The following is an 18,166-nucleotide window of genomic DNA, read 5'->3' as shown; positions in this document are numbered from 1 at the left end:
CGTTACGCGGCGACGTCGGCGCTATCTTCCTCGATTTTGAGCATCCAGCCGGTGACCGCTTCCCAGTACTGCTGCTCTTTTTCCAGGTCCAGCAGGACCAGCGCGTTCTGGCTGAACCAGTCGTGCGGGAAGCTCAGCGTCCAGTGGTGATCGTCGGTTTTCAGCTTCAGCGTCGGCGGTGTGGTGGTGGCCTGACGCTGATTGTTCAGCAGCACGCCCAGGCGCAGCAGCTGAATAAGCGGCAGGAACTGCTTTTTCTTAAACAGCGTGAAGCGCGGCAGATCGTCGAGCTTGATGGCTTTACGGTGATAGCGCACCAGGGTCGCCATCATGGTTTGCTGCTCCTGATTGAAGCCGGGCAGATCGCTGTTTTGCAGAATATACGCTGAATGGCGGTGCATCCCGCTGTGGTTGATGTTCAGCCCCACCTCGTGCAGCATTGCGGCCCATTTCAGCAGCGCGGCAAGCTGCGGGTGCGCCAGCTTGGGGTTCTGCTCCTGCCACTGCTCGTACATCTGCACCGTGGTTTCCAGCACGCGCTTCGCCTGCTCGCGGTCGATGTTGTACTGGTTGGCCAGGCTCTGCGCGGTGCGGCTGCGAATGTCCTGATGGCGGAAGCGGCCCTCCATCTCATACAGCACCCCCTCACGCAGCGCGCCGTCGGAAAGGCGCAGCTCTTTAATCGCCAGGGCGTCAAACACGCCGCAGAGAATAGCCAGGCCCGGCACGAAGACTGCCTTACGCTCGTCGGAAAGCCCCGGCAGGCTTAGGGCGTCAAAACTTTTATGCTTCAGCACCTCTTCGGTCAGCAGGGTCAGGCGTTCAGGCGTGATAAAACCGTCTTTTTCACCCATCGCCAGCAGCACTTCATGCGCCGCCTTGATGGTGCCCGACGCGCCCAGCGCCACGTTCCAGCCCTGAATGCGGTACTGCCAGGCCAGATTCTCCAGCTTCTGGATCGCAGCCATTTTCGCCCGCTGGAAGTTTTCACGGGTAATGGTGCCGCCGGGGAAGTACATCTGCGCGAAGCTGACGCAGCCCATGCGACGGCTCTCCACCAGGCGCGGCTCAAAGTCTTCGCCGATCACCAGCTCCGTAGAACCACCGCCGATGTCGATCACCAGCTTGCGCCCTTTTTCCGGCTGGGTATGTTCAACGCCCATGAAAATCAGACGCGCCTCCTCGTTTCCGGAGATGATCTCAATCGGGTAGGGGATCACTTTTTCGGCCCGCTTGAGGAACTCCGGCGCGTTCAGCGCCTGGCGCAGCGTGTGGGTCCCCACGATGCAAACGCTGGAGGGCGAGAAGCCCTGCAGGCGTTCGGCAAACAGCGACAGGCAGTTTAAACCGCGCTCCATCGCCTCTTCGCTGAGCATGCTGCGCTCATCAAGCCCATCCGCCAGGTGTACGCGCTGCTTCAGACGACCGATGATCTGCAGCGCGCCATCCACCTCACGGGCGATGACCATGTGAAAACTGTTAGAGCCAAGATCGACCGCGGCGTATTCCTGCGGGCGTGGGGTCTTATCATTTATCGGCATAGGTTAATCGGGTTGCTCGAGTGATTTGATATAGTCGTAAATCGCCAGCTGTGACCGCACTTTACGGCGGTTGCCGCGCGGTACGTAGCGGTTACTGAGTTCTTTGTCGATATAGCGCGCCTTCACCGTATCGCTGAACAGGATCTCGATAATGTCGAGGATACGCTGTTTCAGACGCGGATCCAGCAGCGGCGTCGCGACTTCAATTCGATAGTCAATATTGCGCGTCATCCAGTCTGCCGAAGAGAGATAGACCTGTTTATCGCCCGCATTATCGAAAATATAGACCCGATCGTGCTCCAGGTAGCGGTCAACGATGCTGATAACGCGAATATTGTCGCTGATGCCTTCCAGTTCCGGAATAAGCGAGCACATGCCGCGGATCAGCAGGTTAACCGGCACGCCGGAGCTGGACGCCGCATACAGCCTGTCCACCAGCCCTTTATCGACCAGGTTGTTAAGCTTCAGCGTGATGCCGGACGACAAGCCTTTCTGGGCATTGGCGATCTCTTTATCGATCATATCGTACAGCAGGCGGCGCGAGTTCTGCGGTGAGACCAGCAGATAGTCGAAGCTGACCGGGCGGTACGGGTTTTCGATAAAGTTAAAGACCCGGCGCACTTCGTTGGTAATGCGGGCGTCAGCGGTTAAGAGCGAGTAGTCGGTATAAATCCGCGCGGTTTTTTCGTTAAAGTTCCCGGTGCCGATGTGGGCATAGCGCACCACGTCATCACCCTCTTTACGCGAGATCAGGAACAGTTTGGCGTGAATTTTCAGACCCGGCGCGGAGAAGATCACGTGCACGCCCGCTTCCGTCAGGCGGCGCGCCCAGTGAATGTTCGCCTCTTCGTCGAAGCGCGCCTGCAGCTCAACCACCACGGTGACTTTTTTTCCGTTGTGTGCCGCGTGGATCATCGCATCGATGATGCGGGAATCTTTTGCCACGCGGTAAATGTTGATTTTGATCGCCAGCACGCTCGGGTCGAACGAGGCCTGACGCAGCAGCTCCAGCACGTGTTCAAAGGTGTGGTACGGGTAGTAGAGCAGCACGTCGCGCTCGCGGATGGCGTCGAATCCGTTGCGGAACTTATCGAACCAGATATGACGCAGGCGCGGCAGCGGTTTGTTCACCAGATTGGCTTTGCCAACGTTCGGGAAGCCAATGAAGTCTTTAAAGTTGTGGTAACGGCCCCCCGGCACAATGGAGTCATAGCGCGAAATGGTCAGCTTCTCACGCAGCATCTCCACCATGGCGTCCGGCATGTCGCGCTGATAGACAAAGCGCACCGGCTCAGCCGTCAGGCGCTGTTTCAGGCTGGAGGACATCAGCTCCATCAGGCTGGCCTCCATCTCGTGCACCAGGTCATATTCGGCGTCACGGGTCATCTTCATCGAGTAGGCGTTTAACGCATCGTAATCGAAGAAGCCTTTGAAAATGTCGTCCAGACAGTAGCGCAGGATGTTATCCAGCAGGATCATCGGCTTGCGTCTGCGCGGGGTTTCTGGCGGCAGGTTCACGAAGCGCGGCACCTTGTCGGACGGGATCTCCAGCAGGGCATAACGGATGGATTCACCGCGAATAATTTCCACCGCCAGGTAGGTGTAGTCATCCTTCAGGAACTGCACCAGATCGGTTTCGCGGTTGATGAGAATCGGGGTAATGTGCTGGCGCAGGTACTGTTTAAAGTAGTGGCGCAGCCAGTTTTGTTGGTTAACGGAAAGCTGACGTTCGTTAATCAGGAAGATTTGATTGCGCGCCATCTCCAGCAGCAGTTCGTTATACAGGCCGTCAAATTCCTGATCGGCTTTCAGCACGCGGGACTGGATTTTGCCCAGCAGATGCCGCGAGTGCGAGTTTAAGCCCTGTTCTTCGCTGATGATGATGCGTCTTTTCAGCTCGGCAAAGCGAACCTTGTAGAACTCATCCAGGTTGTTGGAATAAATGCCTAAAAAACGCATGCGTTCGATCAGCGGGTTACTTTTGTCTGCCGCTTCCTGGAGTACACGTTCGTTAAATGCTAACCAGCTTAGCTCTTTCTCGATATATAACTTTTCCTGACCCATTACAGCTCACACTCCAGTTCAATCACAGGACGTGGTAAATCCGTCTCGTCCTTATTATGGCGAGCATTTCCACGATATGTCCAACAGTGCCAGAAAAGTATGACAGTTATTTTTTTTGTTGAGGAATTTAGCGGGTTGGGGGAGGGAATATCGGGTAAGCGAAGCGCCACCCGACATAGCAAACTACTCTTCGGCCGCATAACCCTGCGGGGGCAACTTCACGCCGTCCAGCCAGGCTGCGCCGTCGCGCATCTCCAGACGCCCGTCGACAAACCAGCTTACCACCAGCGGGTAAATGGCGTGCTCCTGCGTCTGCACGCGTTCGGTCACGTCGTCTTCGTTGTCGCCGTCAAAGACCGGGACTTTCGCCTGCAGGATCACCGGGCCACCGTCCAGCTCGTCGGTCACGAAATGGACGGAGGTACCGTGCTCCTCGTCACCGTTTTCCAGCACCTGACGATGGGTATGCAGGCCGGGATATTTTGGCAGCAGGGAAGGGTGAATATTCAGCAGTCGACCGGCGTAGTGTTCGACGAAGGCCGGGCTCAGAATACGCATATAGCCCGCCAGCACCACAAGGTCGGGCGCGTAGGCGTCAATCTCCTGCACCAGCTCGCGGTCAAAGGCTTCACGTCCGGCGAACTGGCTGGCTTCCAGCGCGTGAGCGGGAATGTTCGCTTCCCGCGCGCGCTCAAGGCCGAACGCGTCGGCCTTGTTGCTGAAAACTGCCCGAATGGTGCCATTGATTTTCTTCTGTTTGCAGGCGTCTATGATGGCCTGCAAATTGCTTCCGTTGCCGGAAATGAGCACCACGATGTTTTTCATTCAATGACCACACGCTGTTCGGAATCGGAGGCTTTAATCGTACCGATTTTCCACGCGTTTTCACCTTTCTCGGTCAGCAGCTTAACCGCTTTATCCGCTTCGCTTGCCGGCAGGGCGATAACCATGCCCACGCCGCAGTTAAAGGTGCGGTACATTTCGTGAGAGCTCACGTTGCCTGCAGTCTGCAGCCAGTTAAAGACGGCTGGCCACTGCCATGAGGATTCGTCGATCACCGCCTGGGTGTTGTCCGGCAGCACGCGCGGGATGTTTTCCCAGAAGCCGCCGCCGGTCAGGTGAGCAATAGCGTGAACGTCAACGTGCTCGATAAGCTCCAGCACGTTTTTCACGTAGATGCGGGTTGGGGCCAGCAGGTGGTCAGCCAGCGGTTTGCCGTCCAGCTCGGTGGTCAGCGGATCGCAGCCGCTTACTTCGAGGATTTTACGCACCAGAGAGTAGCCATTAGAGTGCGGGCCGCTGGAGGCCAGCGCGATCAGCACATCGCCATCGGCCACTTTGCTGCCGTCGATAATTTCTGATTTTTCTACTACGCCGACGCAGAAGCCCGCGACGTCATAATCTTCGCCGTGGTACATGCCCGGCATTTCAGCGGTTTCACCGCCCACCAGCGCACAGCCGGACTGCAGACAGCCTTCGGCGATACCGTTAATGACGCTGGCTGCGGTATCCACATCAAGTTTGCCGGTCGCGTAGTAATCGAGGAAGAACAGCGGCTCTGCGCCCTGAACCACCAGGTCGTTCACACACATCGCAACCAGATCGATACCGATCGTGTCGTGACGTTTTAAATCCATCGCCAGGCGCAGCTTGGTGCCTACGCCGTCAGTACCCGAGACCAGAACAGGTTCACGATATTTTTGCGGCAGCGCGCACAGTGCGCCGAATCCACCCAGACCACCCATCACTTCCGGGCGGCGGGTTTTCTTCACCACACCTTTGATTCGGTCAACCAGCGCATTACCTGCGTCAATATCAACACCGGCATCTTTGTAGCTGAGAGAAGTTTTGTTGGTCACGGCTTAAATCCCCACGCGATTGCATAGCTAGTAAGAAAAATCGGCGCAATTCTAACAGTCCAGGCAAACGTTTGCGAGCCTATTCTGGACGTGGGGATCTTTTTTTCTGTATAGCCCGTAAATGCAGCCAAACTTGACTCCGTTCACGAAAATGAAACCGGTTTCGGCGATCTGCTTGCAACGAATATCACCTTTGCACATCATCGAACTGAAACCGGTTTCTGTAATTGTTTTTGCAGAAAATAACGCAGAATGAGGGAAAGCGAATGTCAGGATTCAAAGTAGATTTTCTGTGGGGTGGGGCCGTTGCGGCGCACCAGCTTGAGGGCGGCTGGAAAGAGGGCGGTAAGGGCGTAAGCGTTGCCGACGTCATGACCGCGGGCGCCCACGGCGTGCCGCGTGAAATCACCAACGGCGTGCTGGAGGGGAAAAACTACCCTAACCATGAGGCTATCGACTTCTACCACCGTTATAAAGAAGACATCAAACTCTTTGCCGAGATGGGGTTCAAATGCTTTCGTACCTCCATCGCCTGGACGCGTATCTTCCCGAAAGGCGACGAGCTGGAGCCGAACGAGGCAGGCCTGAAATTCTATGACGATCTGTTCGACGAATGCCTGAAGTACGGCATTGAACCGGTTATTACGCTTTCCCACTTCGAGATGCCGTTCCACCTGGTGACGGAATACGGCGGCTGGCGCAACCGTAAGCTGATCGACTTCTTCGTGCGTTTTGCAAAGGTCGTTTTTGAGCGCTACCAGCATAAAGTGAAGTACTGGATGACCTTTAACGAGATCAACAACCAGGCCAACTTCCACGAAGACTTTGCGCCATTTACCAACTCCGGGCTGAAGTACGCGCCAGGTGAAGACCGCGAGCCGGTGATGTTCCAGGCGGCGCACTACGAACTGGTGGCCAGCGCCCTGGCGGTGAAGGCGGGCCGCGAGATTAACCCGTCGCTGCAGATCGGCTGCATGATTGCCATGTGCCCTATCTACCCGCTGACCTGTGCGCCGGACGACATGATGATGGCGATGAACGCCATGCACCGTCGCTACTGGTTCACCGACGTGCACGTGCGCGGCAAATATCCGCAGCATCTGCTCAACTACTTCGAGCGTCGCGGCTTCGCGCTGGATATCACCGAAGAAGATAAAGCCGCGCTGAAGCAGGGCTGCGTGGATTACATCGGGTTCAGCTACTACATGTCTTTCGCCACCAAAGCGACGGCAGATAACCCGGCGCTGGACTACGACGAGAGCAAGAGCCTGGTCTCCAACCCGTACGTGCAGAAATCCGACTGGGGCTGGCAGATTGATCCGGTCGGGCTGCGCTACTCCCTGAACTGGTTCTGGGATCACTACCAGCTGCCGCTGTTTATCGTTGAGAACGGCTTTGGCGCGATCGACGTGCAGGAGAGCGACGGCACGGTGAACGACCAGTACCGCATCGATTACCTTTCCGCACACATCCGCGAGATGAAAAAAGCGGTGGTGGAGGATGGCGTGGATCTGATGGGCTATACCCCGTGGGGCTGTATCGACCTGGTGTCTGCCGGAACGGGCGAAATGAAAAAACGCTACGGCTTTATCTTTGTCGATAAAGATAACGAAGGTAACGGCACCCTGAACCGCAGCAAGAAGAAATCGTTCGACTGGTATAAGCAGGTGATTGCGAGCAACGGCGATAACCTCTAATTGTCGGGTGGCGCTAACGCTTACCCGACCTACAATACACGTAGGCCCGCGTAAGCGCAGCGCCACCGGGCAAGACCCCGCACCCAAGCCGGAGCCCAGCCTCCGGTTTTTTTGTTTTTGATTGATATACGTCAAGCAAGTTGGGTATGGCGCAATCCGAAAAAAGCGGTATAATCCCGCGATTTTTTTGCGGATGCCACCTCAGAGGAGAAAGAGAATGAAGATTGTGGAAGTGAAACACCCACTCGTTAAACACAAGTTGGGCCTGATGCGTGAGCATGACATCAGCACGAAGCGTTTTCGCGAACTGGCTTCTGAAGTGGGCAGCCTGCTGACCTACGAAGCAACCTCCGATCTGGAAACAGAAAAAGTGACCATCGAAGGCTGGAACGGCCCGGTGCAGGTTGAGCAGATCAAAGGTAAGAAAATTACCGTAGTGCCTATCCTGCGTGCCGGTCTTGGCATGATGGAAGGCGTGCTGGAGCACGTACCGAGCGCGCGCATCAGCGTGGTCGGTATCTACCGTAACGAAGAGACGCTGGAGCCGGTACCTTACTTCCAGAAGCTGGTCTCTAACATCGACGAGCGCATGGCGCTGGTGGTTGACCCAATGCTGGCGACCGGCGGTTCAATGATCGCCACCATCGATCTGCTGAAAAAAGCGGGCTGCAGCAGCATTAAGGTGCTGGTTCTGGTTGCTGCTCCGGAAGGGATCGCGGCGCTGGAAAAAGCGCACCCGGACGTTGAGCTGTACACCGCCTCTATCGACCAGGGGCTGAACGAGCACGGGTACATCATCCCGGGGCTCGGCGATGCCGGCGATAAGATCTTTGGTACGAAATAATCGAATAACGATAAATAAGCCGACTTTGATAGTCGGCTTTTTTTTGAATAAAAACCAACAATACTACACAGAGGAAAACACTATGACGCGCCGTGCTATCGGGGTGAGTGAAAGACCGCCGCTTTTACAGACTATCCCGCTTAGTTTGCAGCACCTGTTCGCTATGTTTGGCGCAACCGTGCTGGTGCCAATCCTGTTTCACATTAACCCGGCTACCGTGCTGCTGTTCAACGGCATCGGGACGCTGCTGTACCTCTTTATCTGTAAAGGCAAAATCCCGGCGTATCTGGGGTCGAGCTTTGCTTTTATCTCGCCGGTGCTGTTGCTGCTGCCCCTGGGGTATGAAGTGGCGCTGGGCGGCTTTATCATGTGCGGCGTGCTGTTCTGCCTGGTTTCCTTCATTGTGAAGAAAGCCGGTACCGGCTGGCTGGACGTGATGTTCCCGCCTGCGGCGATGGGCGCCATCGTTGCCGTTATCGGCCTGGAGCTGGCGGGCGTGGCGGCGAATATGGCCGGCCTGCTGCCTGCGGACGGCCAGTCGCCGGACTCCAAAACCATTATCATCTCACTGGTGACGCTGGGCGTGACGGTATTTGGCTCCGTGCTGTTCCGCGGTTTTATGGCGATTATCCCGATCCTGATCGGCGTGCTGGCGGGCTACGCGCTCTCCTTCGTCATGGGCGTTGTGGATACCACCCCGATTGCCGAGGCGCACTGGTTCGCGCTGCCAACTTTCTACACCCCACGCTTTGAATGGTTCGCCATTTTCACCATTCTGCCTGCCGCGCTGGTGGTAATTGCGGAGCACGTTGGCCACCTGGTGGTGACGGCGAACATTGTGAAGCGCGACCTGATCCGCGACCCGGGTCTGCACCGCTCCATGTTTGCCAACGGTTTCTCCACCATCATCTCCGGTTTCTTCGGTTCCACGCCAAACACCACCTACGGTGAAAACATCGGCGTGATGGCGATTACCCGCGTCTACAGTACCTGGGTTATCGGCGGCGCGGCGATCATCGCCATTCTGCTCTCCTGCGTGGGCAAGCTGGCGGCAGCGATTCAGATCATTCCTGTGCCGGTGATGGGCGGCGTTTCTCTGCTGTTGTACGGCGTGATCGGTGCCTCCGGTATTCGCGTGCTGATTGAATCCAAAGTGGATTACAGCAAGGCGCAAAACCTGATCCTGACCTCCGTTATCCTGATCATCGGCGTGAGCGGCGCGAAGGTGCACATCGGTGCGGCCGAGCTGAAGGGCATGGCGCTGGCGACCATCGTGGGCGTGGGCCTGAGCCTGATTTTCAAGCTGATCTCGGTGATCCGCCCGGAAGAGGTGGTGCTGGACGCTGACGAAAGCGAAAAAGCCCCACACTGATCCATTAACTGGGCGAAGGATCGCCCGGTTCTCTCCTGGCAGGTTCCGTGTTAAACTCATCGCCGATTTTATGTAAGATCTCTGGTTGAGGTATTTCTGAACGGACCGGCACAGCTCTCTCTGCCACTCTATCTCCCTGACGACGAAACTTTTGCGAGTTTCTGGCCGGGTGATAACCCCTCTTTACTGGCTGCACTGCAAAACGTGCTGCGTCAGGATCACAGCGGATACATCTATATCTGGTCACGCGAAGGCGCGGGGCGCAGCCACCTGCTGCATGCCGCCTGTGCCGAGCTTTCGGCGCGCGGCGATGCGGTCGGCTATGTGCCGCTGGATAAACGTACCTGGTTTGTGCCTGAAGTGCTTGAGGGCATGGAACATCTCTCGCTGGTCTGCATCGATAATATCGAATGCGTGGCGGGGGACGAGCCGTGGGAAATGGCGATCTTTAACCTCTACAACCGCATTCTGGAGTCGGGCAAAACCCGGCTGCTGATCACCGGCGATCGTCCGCCGCGCCAGCTTAATCTTGGGCTGCCGGATCTGGCGTCTCGTCTGGACTGGGGACAAATCTACAAGCTCCAGCCGCTATCAGATGAAGATAAGCTGCAGGCGTTACAGCTGCGAGCAAAGCAGCGCGGCTTTGAGCTGCCGGAAGACGTGGGCCGTTTCCTGCTCAAGCGTCTGGACCGCGAGATGCGCACCCTGTTTGATACGCTCGATCAGCTCGATCGCGCCTCCATTACCGCCCAGCGCAAGCTGACCATTCCGTTTGTGAAAGATATTCTTAAGCTGTAGTTATGCCGGGTGGCGGCTGCGCCTTACCCGGCCTACATATGGCGTCCGTAGGCCCGGTAAGCGCAGCGCCACCGGGCTAAAGATCCCCCACCAAGTGCTCCACCAGCAGCGGAATCGGCCTTCCCGACGCCACGCTCCTGCCGTTCTCGCGCCACAGCGCCGTGCCGCTGATGTCCAGATGCGCCCACGGGATCGTCTGCGGGCAAAAATGGTGCAGCAACCACGCCGCCGACGCGCTGATTGCCGCGTTGTTTGTCGGGGTGTTGCACAGATCGGCAATCGCGCTGTCGGTCTGCTTTTTCAGCCGCGCGTCCAGCGGCAGGGACCACACTTCGTCACCGCTCCGCTTACCCGCCTGCGTCAGCGCGGCGCGCAGCGGCTCGTCCTGCGTCATCAGCCCGCTCAGCTCATACCCCAGCGCTTTCACCACCGCACCGGTTAAGGTCGCCATATCAATGATATAGCGCGCCTGCGGATGGCGCTGGCTGGCCCAGGCGATGGCATCCGCCAGCACCAGTCGGCCTTCGGCGTCGGTGTTGTTGATTTCAACCGTCATGCCGTTGCAGGCCGTTGCTACCGAGCCGGGCTGCATGGCGTCCGGTCCGATGGCGTTTTCCGCCAGCGCCAGCACGCCCATGATGCGTACGGGCAGCGCCAGCTCTGCTACGGTCAGCACCAGCCCCAGCACGTTGGCCGCACCGCACATGTCGTATTTCATGGTGTACATGCCTGCGCCTTCCTTCAGCCACAGGCCGCCGGTATCGAAGGTGATGCCTTTACCTACGTAGCAGCGCACCGGGCCGTCAGAAACGCCGTCATAATGAATAGCCAGCAGACGTGGCGGACAGGTCGCCCCTTTGCCGACGGCGTTCAGCAGCCCAAGACCTTGCTCAACAATAGCCTTTTCGTTCAGCACCTCGCAGCGCAGGGCAGGGTAGGCGGCACACAGTTTTTGCGCCTCTTCGACCATAAACTGCGGCGTACAGCGATCGGAGGGTATATCCGCCAGGCGACGCGCTGCGACCATGCCGTGAGCGATGGCCTGCTGCTGGCGGAAAATTGTTTCCAGCTTCGCCTGCTGTTCCGGCAGGCAGAGGGCGGTGATGTGCTTAATACGAACGCACTCACTGGTTTTTTTCAGCTGTAAATCGCTCAGCCTGTGCGCCTGATTAAAGAGAAAACGCAGCACCTGCGCCAGCACCACCTCGTCGATATCCGTCACGTCCAGCACGATATCTGCGCTGATGGGAGAGGCAAACAGCGGTCGCAGGGCGGCAAGCAGGCCTTCAGTGAGCGCGTCATGCCAGAGCGCATCCGGCAGCAGGGTGATGCGCGCAAAGGGCGCGCAGCCAAAGCGGGTGTTCGCGATGCCGTCAGAGTCACGCATTTCCGCAACAAGCGCGGTTTGCGGCAACTGCGCACAGGAGACGCGGGCGATTAAATGGCTTCGTGGCTTCGCGTCAGAAAGCGCGGTGATAAACTGATACGCGATCATCATGACTCCTCAATCGGTGCGCGGATCCGCGCGGCGTAGGCCTGCATCCACTCTTCGTCCACGGCGTGATAGTGCGTTTTCTCCCGCAGGCGCTCGGTACGAAAAACGGTGAGGGGCTGACGGGCCGTCGCCACCACAAACGAGAAGGTTTTGATGTTAGTGGCGGCGCCAAATTCGCCCCTGTTGTTCATGCACACCACGGAGAGATCGCCCACGCGACCGAAGCGCGACATCAGCTTGTCTTCCAGCTCGAACACCACGGAGTCTGCCGCCTGCTGCGGCGTCATACCCTGCGCCATGCGACGAACGATTTCGTAGCTCGTGCAGCCTTTCATCAGATCTTCACCGACGCCCGTAGCGGTGGCCGCGCCGGTTTCGCTGTCGCAGTAAAAGCCGGAGCCGATAATCGGCGAATCCCCAATGCGGCCGCGTTTTTTCATAAACAGGCCGCTGGTGGAGGTGGCAACGCTCATCGACCCCTGCTTATCGAGGCCGATAATGCCGACGGTGTCGTGTCCGTCGTACGGGCTTAAGCCTTTATCCAGCGTCTCGCGGCAGCGTTTGCGGTAGTGCTGCATGGCGCGTTCGGTGAGCATGCTTTTGTCGGCAAAGCCCTGACTTAGCGCCCATTCACGCGCGCCCTGGCCGACCAGCAGGCTGTTGTAGCGCTGGCGGCTGAGCGCGTGCGCCACGCGCACCGGGTTGGCGATATCCACCAGGTTCCCCACGGCACCGAACGCCAGCGTGTCGCCGTCCATGAATGCCGCATCCAGCTCGACTTCGCCGTTTTCGGTCGGCAGCCCGCCGTAGCCGACGGATTTATAAAACGGAAAGTCTTCGACGGCGGCGACGGCATCAACCACCGCCGTAGCGACCGGTTTTCCCGCCGCCAGGGCAGACGCAGATTCCGTTACCCCTTCAAGCGCCATTCGCCAGGTTGCGATAATTCCCCACATGCTTTACTCCTGTTTTGCAAGGGTGGTGTCGGTTTGCGTAACGGTGGCAATTTCCGCCGCGCGGTACTGTTTGTCCACGATACGCATGAAAGGCAGGTACAGCATGGCGCCAATCAGCAGGTTGATCAGCTGCATCACGCTGCCGCTCAGGTGTCCGGTGACGATAAAACCGCTGATCACCGGCGGCAGCGTCCAGGGGATAAACACCCCGGTGGTGACGGCGACCGCGCCAACCTTCATCGCCGCATACTGCACGGTGACCAGCACCAGCGGCACCAGGTTGAACGGAATAAGCATGATCGGGTTCATGATCACCGGCAGGCCAAACAGAATCGGCTCGTTGATGTTAAACACCGACGCCCCGGCGCCGAGGCGCGCCACTTCGCGCATGTTTTTACTGCGGGCGAAAATCAGCATCGCAATCACCAGCGACAGCGTAGCACCCGCGCCGCCCATCCAGATCATGTCAAAAAACTGTTCCGTGATAATGTGCGGCGGCGTCGTCCCCGCCTGGATAGCGGCGATGTTGTCGGTCTGGTTTTCCATCCACAGCGGACGAATGATGCCGTTAATCATCGAGCCGGAGTTAATGCCCACTGACCAGAGAATGGTGATGCTGAAAACGGTCATCAGCGCACCGAAATAGGAGGTGCCGTAGTGGCGCACCGGGGTAGCAACCACTTCATAAATAAACTGGTGGATGGTGTTGTAGTGAGTGTTTTCGAAGACGATGCGGATACCCAGTACCAGAATCATCACCAGCAGGGCGGGGATCAGCGCCGCGAACGACTCCTGCACCGCAGGAGGCACGCCGTCCGGCATTTTAATGACCAGATTTTTGCGCTTCAGCCAGCAGAACAGCTCCGTCCAGAGCAGCGAGCCGATCATCGCCACGAACAATCCTTTGCTGCCAATCCACTCCACCGGCATCACGGTAATCCCGCCATTTTCCGCCACCTTAATAAACGGCGTCAGGATCAGAAACGCGACCAGCGCCAGAATGCCGCAGGAGATGCGGTCCTCGCCGTAGTGTTCCGCCAGGCGGAAGGCGACCAGGAAGCTGATGAACAGCGACATGGTGGAGAACACCGCGTTGAATGGAATTTCAATAATCGCGCTCCAGCTCTCGCCAAAGGCCTGAGACATAAACTGCTGATAGGCCTGGTTAGGGAAGGAGGAGATAACCAGCAGAATGGAGCCGACGATAATAAATGGCATGAATGACACGTAGGCACCGCGAATGGCCCCGAGATGACGCTGCTGGGCCGTTTTCGCCGCCAGGGGCATCAGTTTTGCTTCAAGAAATCCCAGAACATTGTTCATTGTGAACTCCGTACAAGATTGAGGGGTGTTGTTTATGTTATGTCTGTGGATTATCAGTGAAGCGCGGCGAGCGAAAGGTGAAACCGGTCACAAAGCAATCGCCTGTGTTATATAAATCTCATATGATTAGTTAACGGAATTGTTGCGATGGAAATTAAACTACATGCCAATGCGACCACCACGCCGCGCATCCGCCGCTATCTGCAACAGTCAGATAAAAGCGACAGAGAGCTTGCCGTTGAGCTGGGGATCTCGGTCACGACCGTCAGGCGCTGGCGCAACCGCGACCAGGTTTCGGATAACCACACCACGCCAAAAGTGATACACAAAGCGTTGAGACAGGAGCAGGTGGCGCTGGTGAATGCGCTGCGCGACATCTCAGGGGCGCCGTTAGATGAACTGCTGCAGATGGTTAACGACGTGCTGGGGATCCGCGTTTCAAGGGCAACGCTAAATCGCTATCTCAAACCGGCCTCCGCGAAGCTAAAAGGGGGGCCGTTGCAGGGAATAAAAGCGCTGAAGGCTGGCATGCGGCCGCATACGCTGATGCTCCATCATCTGCCTTTATCCCTGCACATGGACGATGGGGGCGAACAACACCTGCTCTGGGCGCGCGAACCGGTGAGCGGCTGGTGTTATGCCCGGCTCTATGCGGGACTGTCGCCTCAGTTGCTCAATACCTGGACGAGGGCGCTGCTTGATGACTGTCCTGCTGATATACAATCTATTGAGACTTTTGGTTTTGAGCTGACGGAGGCTGCAAAAGATGTGGCTGTAAAAACGCATCCCCAAAAACACAACGCGCTTCAGGTGGCGGTGCCATTAGGCGATGTTATTCCTCGCGTAAATGATGAACCGGCGGGAGAGGTGTTGATCGCTCTGTGCGAGTTTTATAACCGGGGCAAAACGCAGAAAAAGCTGGGAGAGAGTACGCCGCAGGCGTTTCTGGAAGCGCTGCGGCGTAAGGACTAGAGGATGTCGAGCACTTCTTCCGGCGGACGGCCAATGCGCGCCTTGCCGTTCGCCACCACAATCGGGCGCTCAATCAGCTTTGGATTGTCGACCATCGCCTGTACCAGTTCAGCCTCGGTGAGGCGGCTGTCATCCAGATTAAGCGATTTATACAGATCCTCTTTCTGACGCATCAGTTCGCGCGCGCTGCCCATCCCCAGCATGTGCAGCAGCTCGCGGATCGTCTGAGCGTCCGGCGGCGTCTCCAGATACAGCACCACTTCCGGGTCGATGCCGTTAGATTTCAGCAGGCTGAGGGTGTCGCGGCTCTTGGAGCAGCGAGGGTTATGGTAAATTTGTACCGCGTCTGTCATGACTTCTCCTTTATTACATCTTCTCGTACGGCTTAAAGCGTTGTTGCAGGCCGCGCAGCTGGTCGATGCGCGCGTCGTAGCGGGCCTGCTGCAGGCTGCCGAGCTTCACCTGCGAGCTGGCGCTGCTGAGCAGGGAAATAGCCTGATCGAGACGGCCCGCCAGCGCCAGCCCTTCAGCACGCGCCGCCAGTTCCTGATCGCGGTTACCCAGTTGCCCCTGCGCCTGAGCGAGCAGCTCCCAGCCGTTCTGGTCGTCTTTATTGTTAAACGTGTAGCGGTTCAGAATGGTCACGGCCTGCGCAGGCTGACCGCCCTGCAAATAAGCGTTCGCCAGGTTAAGCTGCAGCACCGGGTTGGTCCGTATGTCTTTCGCCCCTTTCAGGCGGTTAATCGCATCAGTGGCTTTCTTCTGCCCCAGATCGATATCCGTCGAGAGATCGAGATACCACGGATTGTTCGGGTCGGCTGCCAGCAGCGGCTGCAGCGCTTTACGCGCCTCGTCGTATTTACTGGCTTCCATCGCCTGTAGCGCCTGACCATACTGCGCGGCATTTTTTTCCCGCACGTTGCCTTTCGCCAGGGTATCCAGCAGATCGCTGGTGAGCTGGTTACGTCCGGAGTTGTACATGCCGAGCGTTCTTACTTTCGCCATGTAGAAGTCCTGCGAAGACTGCACGACCACCGGGCGCATCTGGTTGGCACGGTTGCGTGCGTCCGAGAGACGGCTTTCCGGCAGCGGGTGGGTGAGCAAAATTTCCGGCGGACGGGAAGAATACCGTGCCTGGTCGAGCAGTTTTTCCAGGAAGCTCGGCATGGCCTGCGGGTCAAAGCCGGAGCGCTGTAAAACCTGAATGCCGATGCGGTCAGCTTCCTGCTCGTTTTGCTGGGTGAAGCTGATCATCCCCTGACGCGTTCCCGCAAGCGTACCGGTCAGGGCCGCCATCCCGGCCTGCGGGCTGGCCATCGCCAGCAGAATAGAGCCCAGTGCGCCCACCCAGGTGAGCGGGGCGTTACGCTTCTGGTCTTCCATTGCACGCGCGAGGTGGCGCTGGGTAACGTGCGAAATTTCGTGCGCCATTACCGAAGCCAGCTGGCTTTCGTTGTCTGAGTAACGGAATAACGCCGAATGCAGCACCACGTTTCCGCCGAAGAAGGCGAAGGCGTTGATTTCGTCGTTATTAATTAAATAGAAGTGGAAGGGCGTTTTTACCGAGTCGGCGTGCGCCACCAGGCGCATCCCCAGCCCGTTAATGTACTGCACCAGCAAAGGGTCGTTGATCAGCGGGGCGCTGCCGCGCAGCTGGCGCACATAGTAATCACCCATCTGCATCTCTTGCCCGATAGAGAGCGTGCTTCCTGCCGTGGTGCCCATGTCCGGCAATGAATCGGACGAGTCAGCGAAAGCGGGCAACACCTGACCGACCGTCACTGCGGCAATCAGTGTTGCAACCAGTGTTTTTCTCAACTGCCTGAACATAACCACTGTCCTGTATGTTGGAGGTGCTAATTTGACCGATGAACCGGCATATCGTTCATCTCTGCTGCCCTGCGAGTGTAGCCGTGTTACCGCATGAATAAAATCCCATTCATCAGGCTTTTGCGGATTGTGACAGGGATACAAAAAGCGAAAGTCTTTTTTGTGACAGTTAGATACAATTCACCGTCTCACTCCCGCCAATCGATTCAGGGAAGGGTTGTATGCTCGAAATGTTAATGCAGTGGTATCGGCGTCGGTTCAGTGACCCGGAAGCCATTGCTTTGCTGGTTATTCTGGTTGCCGGGTTCGGTATTCTGTTCTTCTTCAGCGGCCTGCTCGCCCCTCTGCTGGTGGCGATTGTGCTCGCGTACCTGCTGGAGTGGCCAACGGCGCGCCTGGAACATATCGGCTGTTCGCGCCGCTGGGCGACCAGCATCGTGCTGGTGCTGTTTGTCGGCATTCTGCTGCTGATGGCATTTGTGGTGATGCCGGTTGCCTGGCAGCAGGGGATCTACCTGATCCGCGATATGCCCGGGATGTTGAACAAGCTGTCTGATTTCGCCGCCACGCTGCCGCGTCGTTACCCCGCGCTGATGGATGCGGGGATCATAGATGCGATGGCAGAAAACATGCGCGCCCGCATCATGACGATGGGCGATTCGGTGGTGAAATACTCTCTGGCCTCGCTGGTGGGTCTGCTGACGCTGGCCGTCTATCTTGTGCTCGTGCCGCTAATGGTGTTCTTCCTGGTCAAGGACAAAGAGCAGATGCTGAACGCGGTACGCCGCGTGCTGCCGCGCAATCGCGGGCTGGCCGGGCAGGTCTGGCAGGAGATGAACCAGCAGATCACCAACTACATTCGCGGCAAGGTGCTGGAGATGATAGTCGTGGGAGTCGCCACCTGGATTGGCTTCCTGATCTTCGGCCTGAACTACTCGCTGCTGCTGGCGGTGCTGGTCGGATTTTCGGTTCTGATCCCGTATATCGGCGCGTTTGTGGTAACCATTCCGGTGGTGGGCGTTGCGCTGTTCCAGTTTGGTCTGGGTACGGAGTTCTGGAGCTGCTTTGCGGTATACCTGATTATTCAGGGGCTGGACGGTAACCTGCTGGTGCCGGTGCTGTTCTCCGAGGCCGTGAACCTGCATCCGCTGGTGATTATCCTGTCGGTGGTGATTTTCGGCGGGCTGTGGGGGTTCTGGGGCGTGTTCTTTGCCATTCCGCTGGCGACGCTGATTAAAGCGGTGGTGCACGCGTGGCCGGATGTGCCTGCGGTGGAAGAGAAGTAGTTTTTGTGCGGCCTGATGCCCTCACCCCGACCCTCTCCCACAGGGAGAGGGGGAAAACACTAAAAACGGCAACCTGGGTTGTAATGCCAGTCAGTTAAGACTCTGACTGGCCCTTTTTCGGGGCTGTGG

The 18,166-nt window shown here is 57.5% G+C and carries 15 protein-coding genes; 6 read left to right on the top strand and 9 right to left on the bottom strand.

The window, feature by feature from the left end:
- Window positions 1-2: 2 nt before the first annotated feature.
- The 4 genes from ppx to purM form a co-directional block, all read right to left on the bottom strand.
- The gene (gene ppx, locus IM303_RS19245) at window positions 3-1,541 is read right to left on the bottom strand and encodes an exopolyphosphatase (RefSeq protein WP_028014034.1); all 1,539 of its coding nucleotides are present in this window, start codon (window positions 1,539-1,541) and stop codon (window positions 3-5) included.
- Between the two features lie 3 nt (window positions 1,542-1,544).
- Window positions 1,545-3,605, bottom strand: coding sequence for a polyphosphate kinase 1 (gene ppk1, locus IM303_RS19240; RefSeq protein WP_048999688.1), 2,061 nt, complete (start codon window positions 3,603-3,605; stop codon window positions 1,545-1,547).
- A gap of 183 nt (window positions 3,606-3,788) precedes the next feature.
- Window positions 3,789-4,430, bottom strand: coding sequence for a phosphoribosylglycinamide formyltransferase (gene purN, locus IM303_RS19235; RefSeq protein WP_028014032.1), 642 nt, complete (start codon window positions 4,428-4,430; stop codon window positions 3,789-3,791).
- A complete protein-coding gene (gene purM, locus IM303_RS19230; protein WP_048999689.1) occupies window positions 4,427-5,464 on the bottom strand; it encodes a phosphoribosylformylglycinamidine cyclo-ligase in 1,038 nt (345 codons plus the stop codon). Before purM ends, purN begins: the two co-directional genes overlap by 4 nt.
- A gap of 266 nt (window positions 5,465-5,730) precedes the next feature.
- Between purM and IM303_RS19225 the strand changes: the two genes are divergently transcribed.
- The 4 genes from IM303_RS19225 (at window position 5,731) to IM303_RS19210 (ending at window position 10,175) form a co-directional block, all read left to right on the top strand.
- Entirely contained in the window at window positions 5,731-7,161 is a 1,431-nt protein-coding gene (locus IM303_RS19225) for a 6-phospho-beta-glucosidase (RefSeq protein ID WP_048999691.1), read from the top strand.
- Window positions 7,162-7,378: 217 nt separating this feature from the next.
- Window positions 7,379-8,005: a uracil phosphoribosyltransferase gene (gene upp, locus IM303_RS19220; protein ID WP_008501641.1), complete on the top strand. Its 627-nt coding sequence runs from the start codon at window positions 7,379-7,381 to the stop codon at window positions 8,003-8,005.
- 82 nt (window positions 8,006-8,087) lie between these two features.
- A complete protein-coding gene (uraA, locus tag IM303_RS19215; RefSeq protein ID WP_017692944.1) occupies window positions 8,088-9,377 on the top strand; it encodes a uracil permease in 1,290 nt (429 codons plus the stop codon).
- A 96-nt stretch (window positions 9,378-9,473) separates the two neighbouring features.
- Window positions 9,474-10,175: a DnaA inactivator Hda gene (locus IM303_RS19210; protein ID WP_211438414.1), complete on the top strand. Its 702-nt coding sequence runs from the start codon at window positions 9,474-9,476 to the stop codon at window positions 10,173-10,175.
- Window positions 10,176-10,251: 76 nt separating this feature from the next.
- Here IM303_RS19210 and IM303_RS19205 read toward each other — a convergent pair whose 3' ends face one another.
- Genes IM303_RS19205 through celB form a run of 3 tightly spaced genes read right to left on the bottom strand, consistent with a single transcriptional unit; the run spans window position 10,252 to window position 13,949 of the window.
- Window positions 10,252-11,670: a M17 family metallopeptidase gene (locus IM303_RS19205; RefSeq protein WP_048999503.1), complete on the bottom strand. Its 1,419-nt coding sequence runs from the start codon at window positions 11,668-11,670 to the stop codon at window positions 10,252-10,254.
- On the bottom strand, window positions 11,670-12,626 hold the full coding sequence (locus tag IM303_RS19200) for a N(4)-(beta-N-acetylglucosaminyl)-L-asparaginase (RefSeq protein WP_028014028.1): 957 nt from the start codon (window positions 12,624-12,626) through the stop codon (window positions 11,670-11,672). Before IM303_RS19200 ends, IM303_RS19205 begins: the two co-directional genes overlap by 1 nt.
- A gap of 3 nt (window positions 12,627-12,629) precedes the next feature.
- Window positions 12,630-13,949: a PTS cellobiose transporter subunit IIC gene (gene celB / locus IM303_RS19195; protein ID WP_047368073.1), complete on the bottom strand. Its 1,320-nt coding sequence runs from the start codon at window positions 13,947-13,949 to the stop codon at window positions 12,630-12,632.
- A gap of 147 nt (window positions 13,950-14,096) precedes the next feature.
- Here celB and IM303_RS19190 point away from each other — a divergent pair, with 147 nt between their 5' ends.
- Window positions 14,097-14,921 carry a homeodomain-like domain protein gene (locus IM303_RS19190; RefSeq protein WP_041908768.1) on the top strand — a complete coding sequence of 275 codons (825 nt, stop codon included), beginning with the start codon at window positions 14,097-14,099 and terminating at the stop codon, window positions 14,919-14,921.
- Here IM303_RS19190 and arsC read toward each other — a convergent pair.
- Together arsC and bepA are read right to left on the bottom strand one after the other, a co-directional pair.
- Complete coding sequence (gene arsC / locus IM303_RS19185; RefSeq protein WP_048999502.1) at window positions 14,918-15,274, bottom strand: arsenate reductase (glutaredoxin); 357 nt, start codon at window positions 15,272-15,274, stop codon at window positions 14,918-14,920. The two genes, IM303_RS19190 and arsC, sit on opposite strands and share 4 nt — an antisense overlap.
- A 13-nt stretch (window positions 15,275-15,287) precedes the next feature.
- Complete coding sequence (bepA, locus tag IM303_RS19180; RefSeq protein ID WP_041908772.1) at window positions 15,288-16,751, bottom strand: beta-barrel assembly-enhancing protease; 1,464 nt, start codon at window positions 16,749-16,751, stop codon at window positions 15,288-15,290.
- A 221-nt stretch (window positions 16,752-16,972) separates the two neighbouring features.
- On the opposite strand from bepA, the gene IM303_RS19175 reads away from it, so the two are divergent.
- Window positions 16,973-18,037 (top strand): AI-2E family transporter, encoded by a 1,065-nt coding sequence (locus tag IM303_RS19175; protein ID WP_028014023.1) that lies wholly within the window; start codon window positions 16,973-16,975, stop codon window positions 18,035-18,037.
- Window positions 18,038-18,166 lie beyond the last annotated feature (129 nt).

It is taken from the genome of Enterobacter cloacae complex sp. P38RS, assembly GCF_014930775.1.
In the GTDB taxonomy this organism is placed as follows: Bacteria; Pseudomonadota; Gammaproteobacteria; order Enterobacterales; family Enterobacteriaceae; genus Enterobacter; species Enterobacter bugandensis.
The sequence above is the reverse complement of the archived record's forward strand: the minus strand, read 5'-3'. Positions and strand labels throughout refer to the sequence as shown.

Excerpts from the sequence above, each read along its gene's own strand:
- ppx (WP_028014034.1), bottom strand. The coding sequence starts at position 1,541 with ATGCCGATAAATGATAAGACCCCACGCCCGCAGGAATACGCCGCGGTC.
- ppk1 (WP_048999688.1), bottom strand. The coding sequence starts at position 3,605 with ATGGGTCAGGAAAAGTTATATATCGAGAAAGAGCTAAGCTGGTTAGCA.
- purN (WP_028014032.1), bottom strand. The coding sequence starts at position 4,430 with ATGAAAAACATCGTGGTGCTCATTTCCGGCAACGGAAGCAATTTGCAG.
- IM303_RS19225 (WP_048999691.1), top strand. The coding sequence starts at position 5,731 with ATGTCAGGATTCAAAGTAGATTTTCTGTGGGGTGGGGCCGTTGCGGCG.
- upp (WP_008501641.1), top strand. The coding sequence starts at position 7,379 with ATGAAGATTGTGGAAGTGAAACACCCACTCGTTAAACACAAGTTGGGC.
- uraA (WP_017692944.1), top strand. The coding sequence starts at position 8,088 with ATGACGCGCCGTGCTATCGGGGTGAGTGAAAGACCGCCGCTTTTACAG.
- IM303_RS19205 (WP_048999503.1), bottom strand. The coding sequence starts at position 11,670 with ATGATCGCGTATCAGTTTATCACCGCGCTTTCTGACGCGAAGCCACGA.
- IM303_RS19200 (WP_028014028.1), bottom strand. The coding sequence starts at position 12,626 with ATGTGGGGAATTATCGCAACCTGGCGAATGGCGCTTGAAGGGGTAACG.
- celB (WP_047368073.1), bottom strand. The coding sequence starts at position 13,949 with ATGAACAATGTTCTGGGATTTCTTGAAGCAAAACTGATGCCCCTGGCG.
- IM303_RS19190 (WP_041908768.1), top strand. The coding sequence starts at position 14,097 with ATGGAAATTAAACTACATGCCAATGCGACCACCACGCCGCGCATCCGC.
- arsC (WP_048999502.1), bottom strand. The coding sequence starts at position 15,274 with ATGACAGACGCGGTACAAATTTACCATAACCCTCGCTGCTCCAAGAGC.
- bepA (WP_041908772.1), bottom strand. The coding sequence starts at position 16,751 with ATGTTCAGGCAGTTGAGAAAAACACTGGTTGCAACACTGATTGCCGCA.
- IM303_RS19175 (WP_028014023.1), top strand. The coding sequence starts at position 16,973 with ATGCTCGAAATGTTAATGCAGTGGTATCGGCGTCGGTTCAGTGACCCG.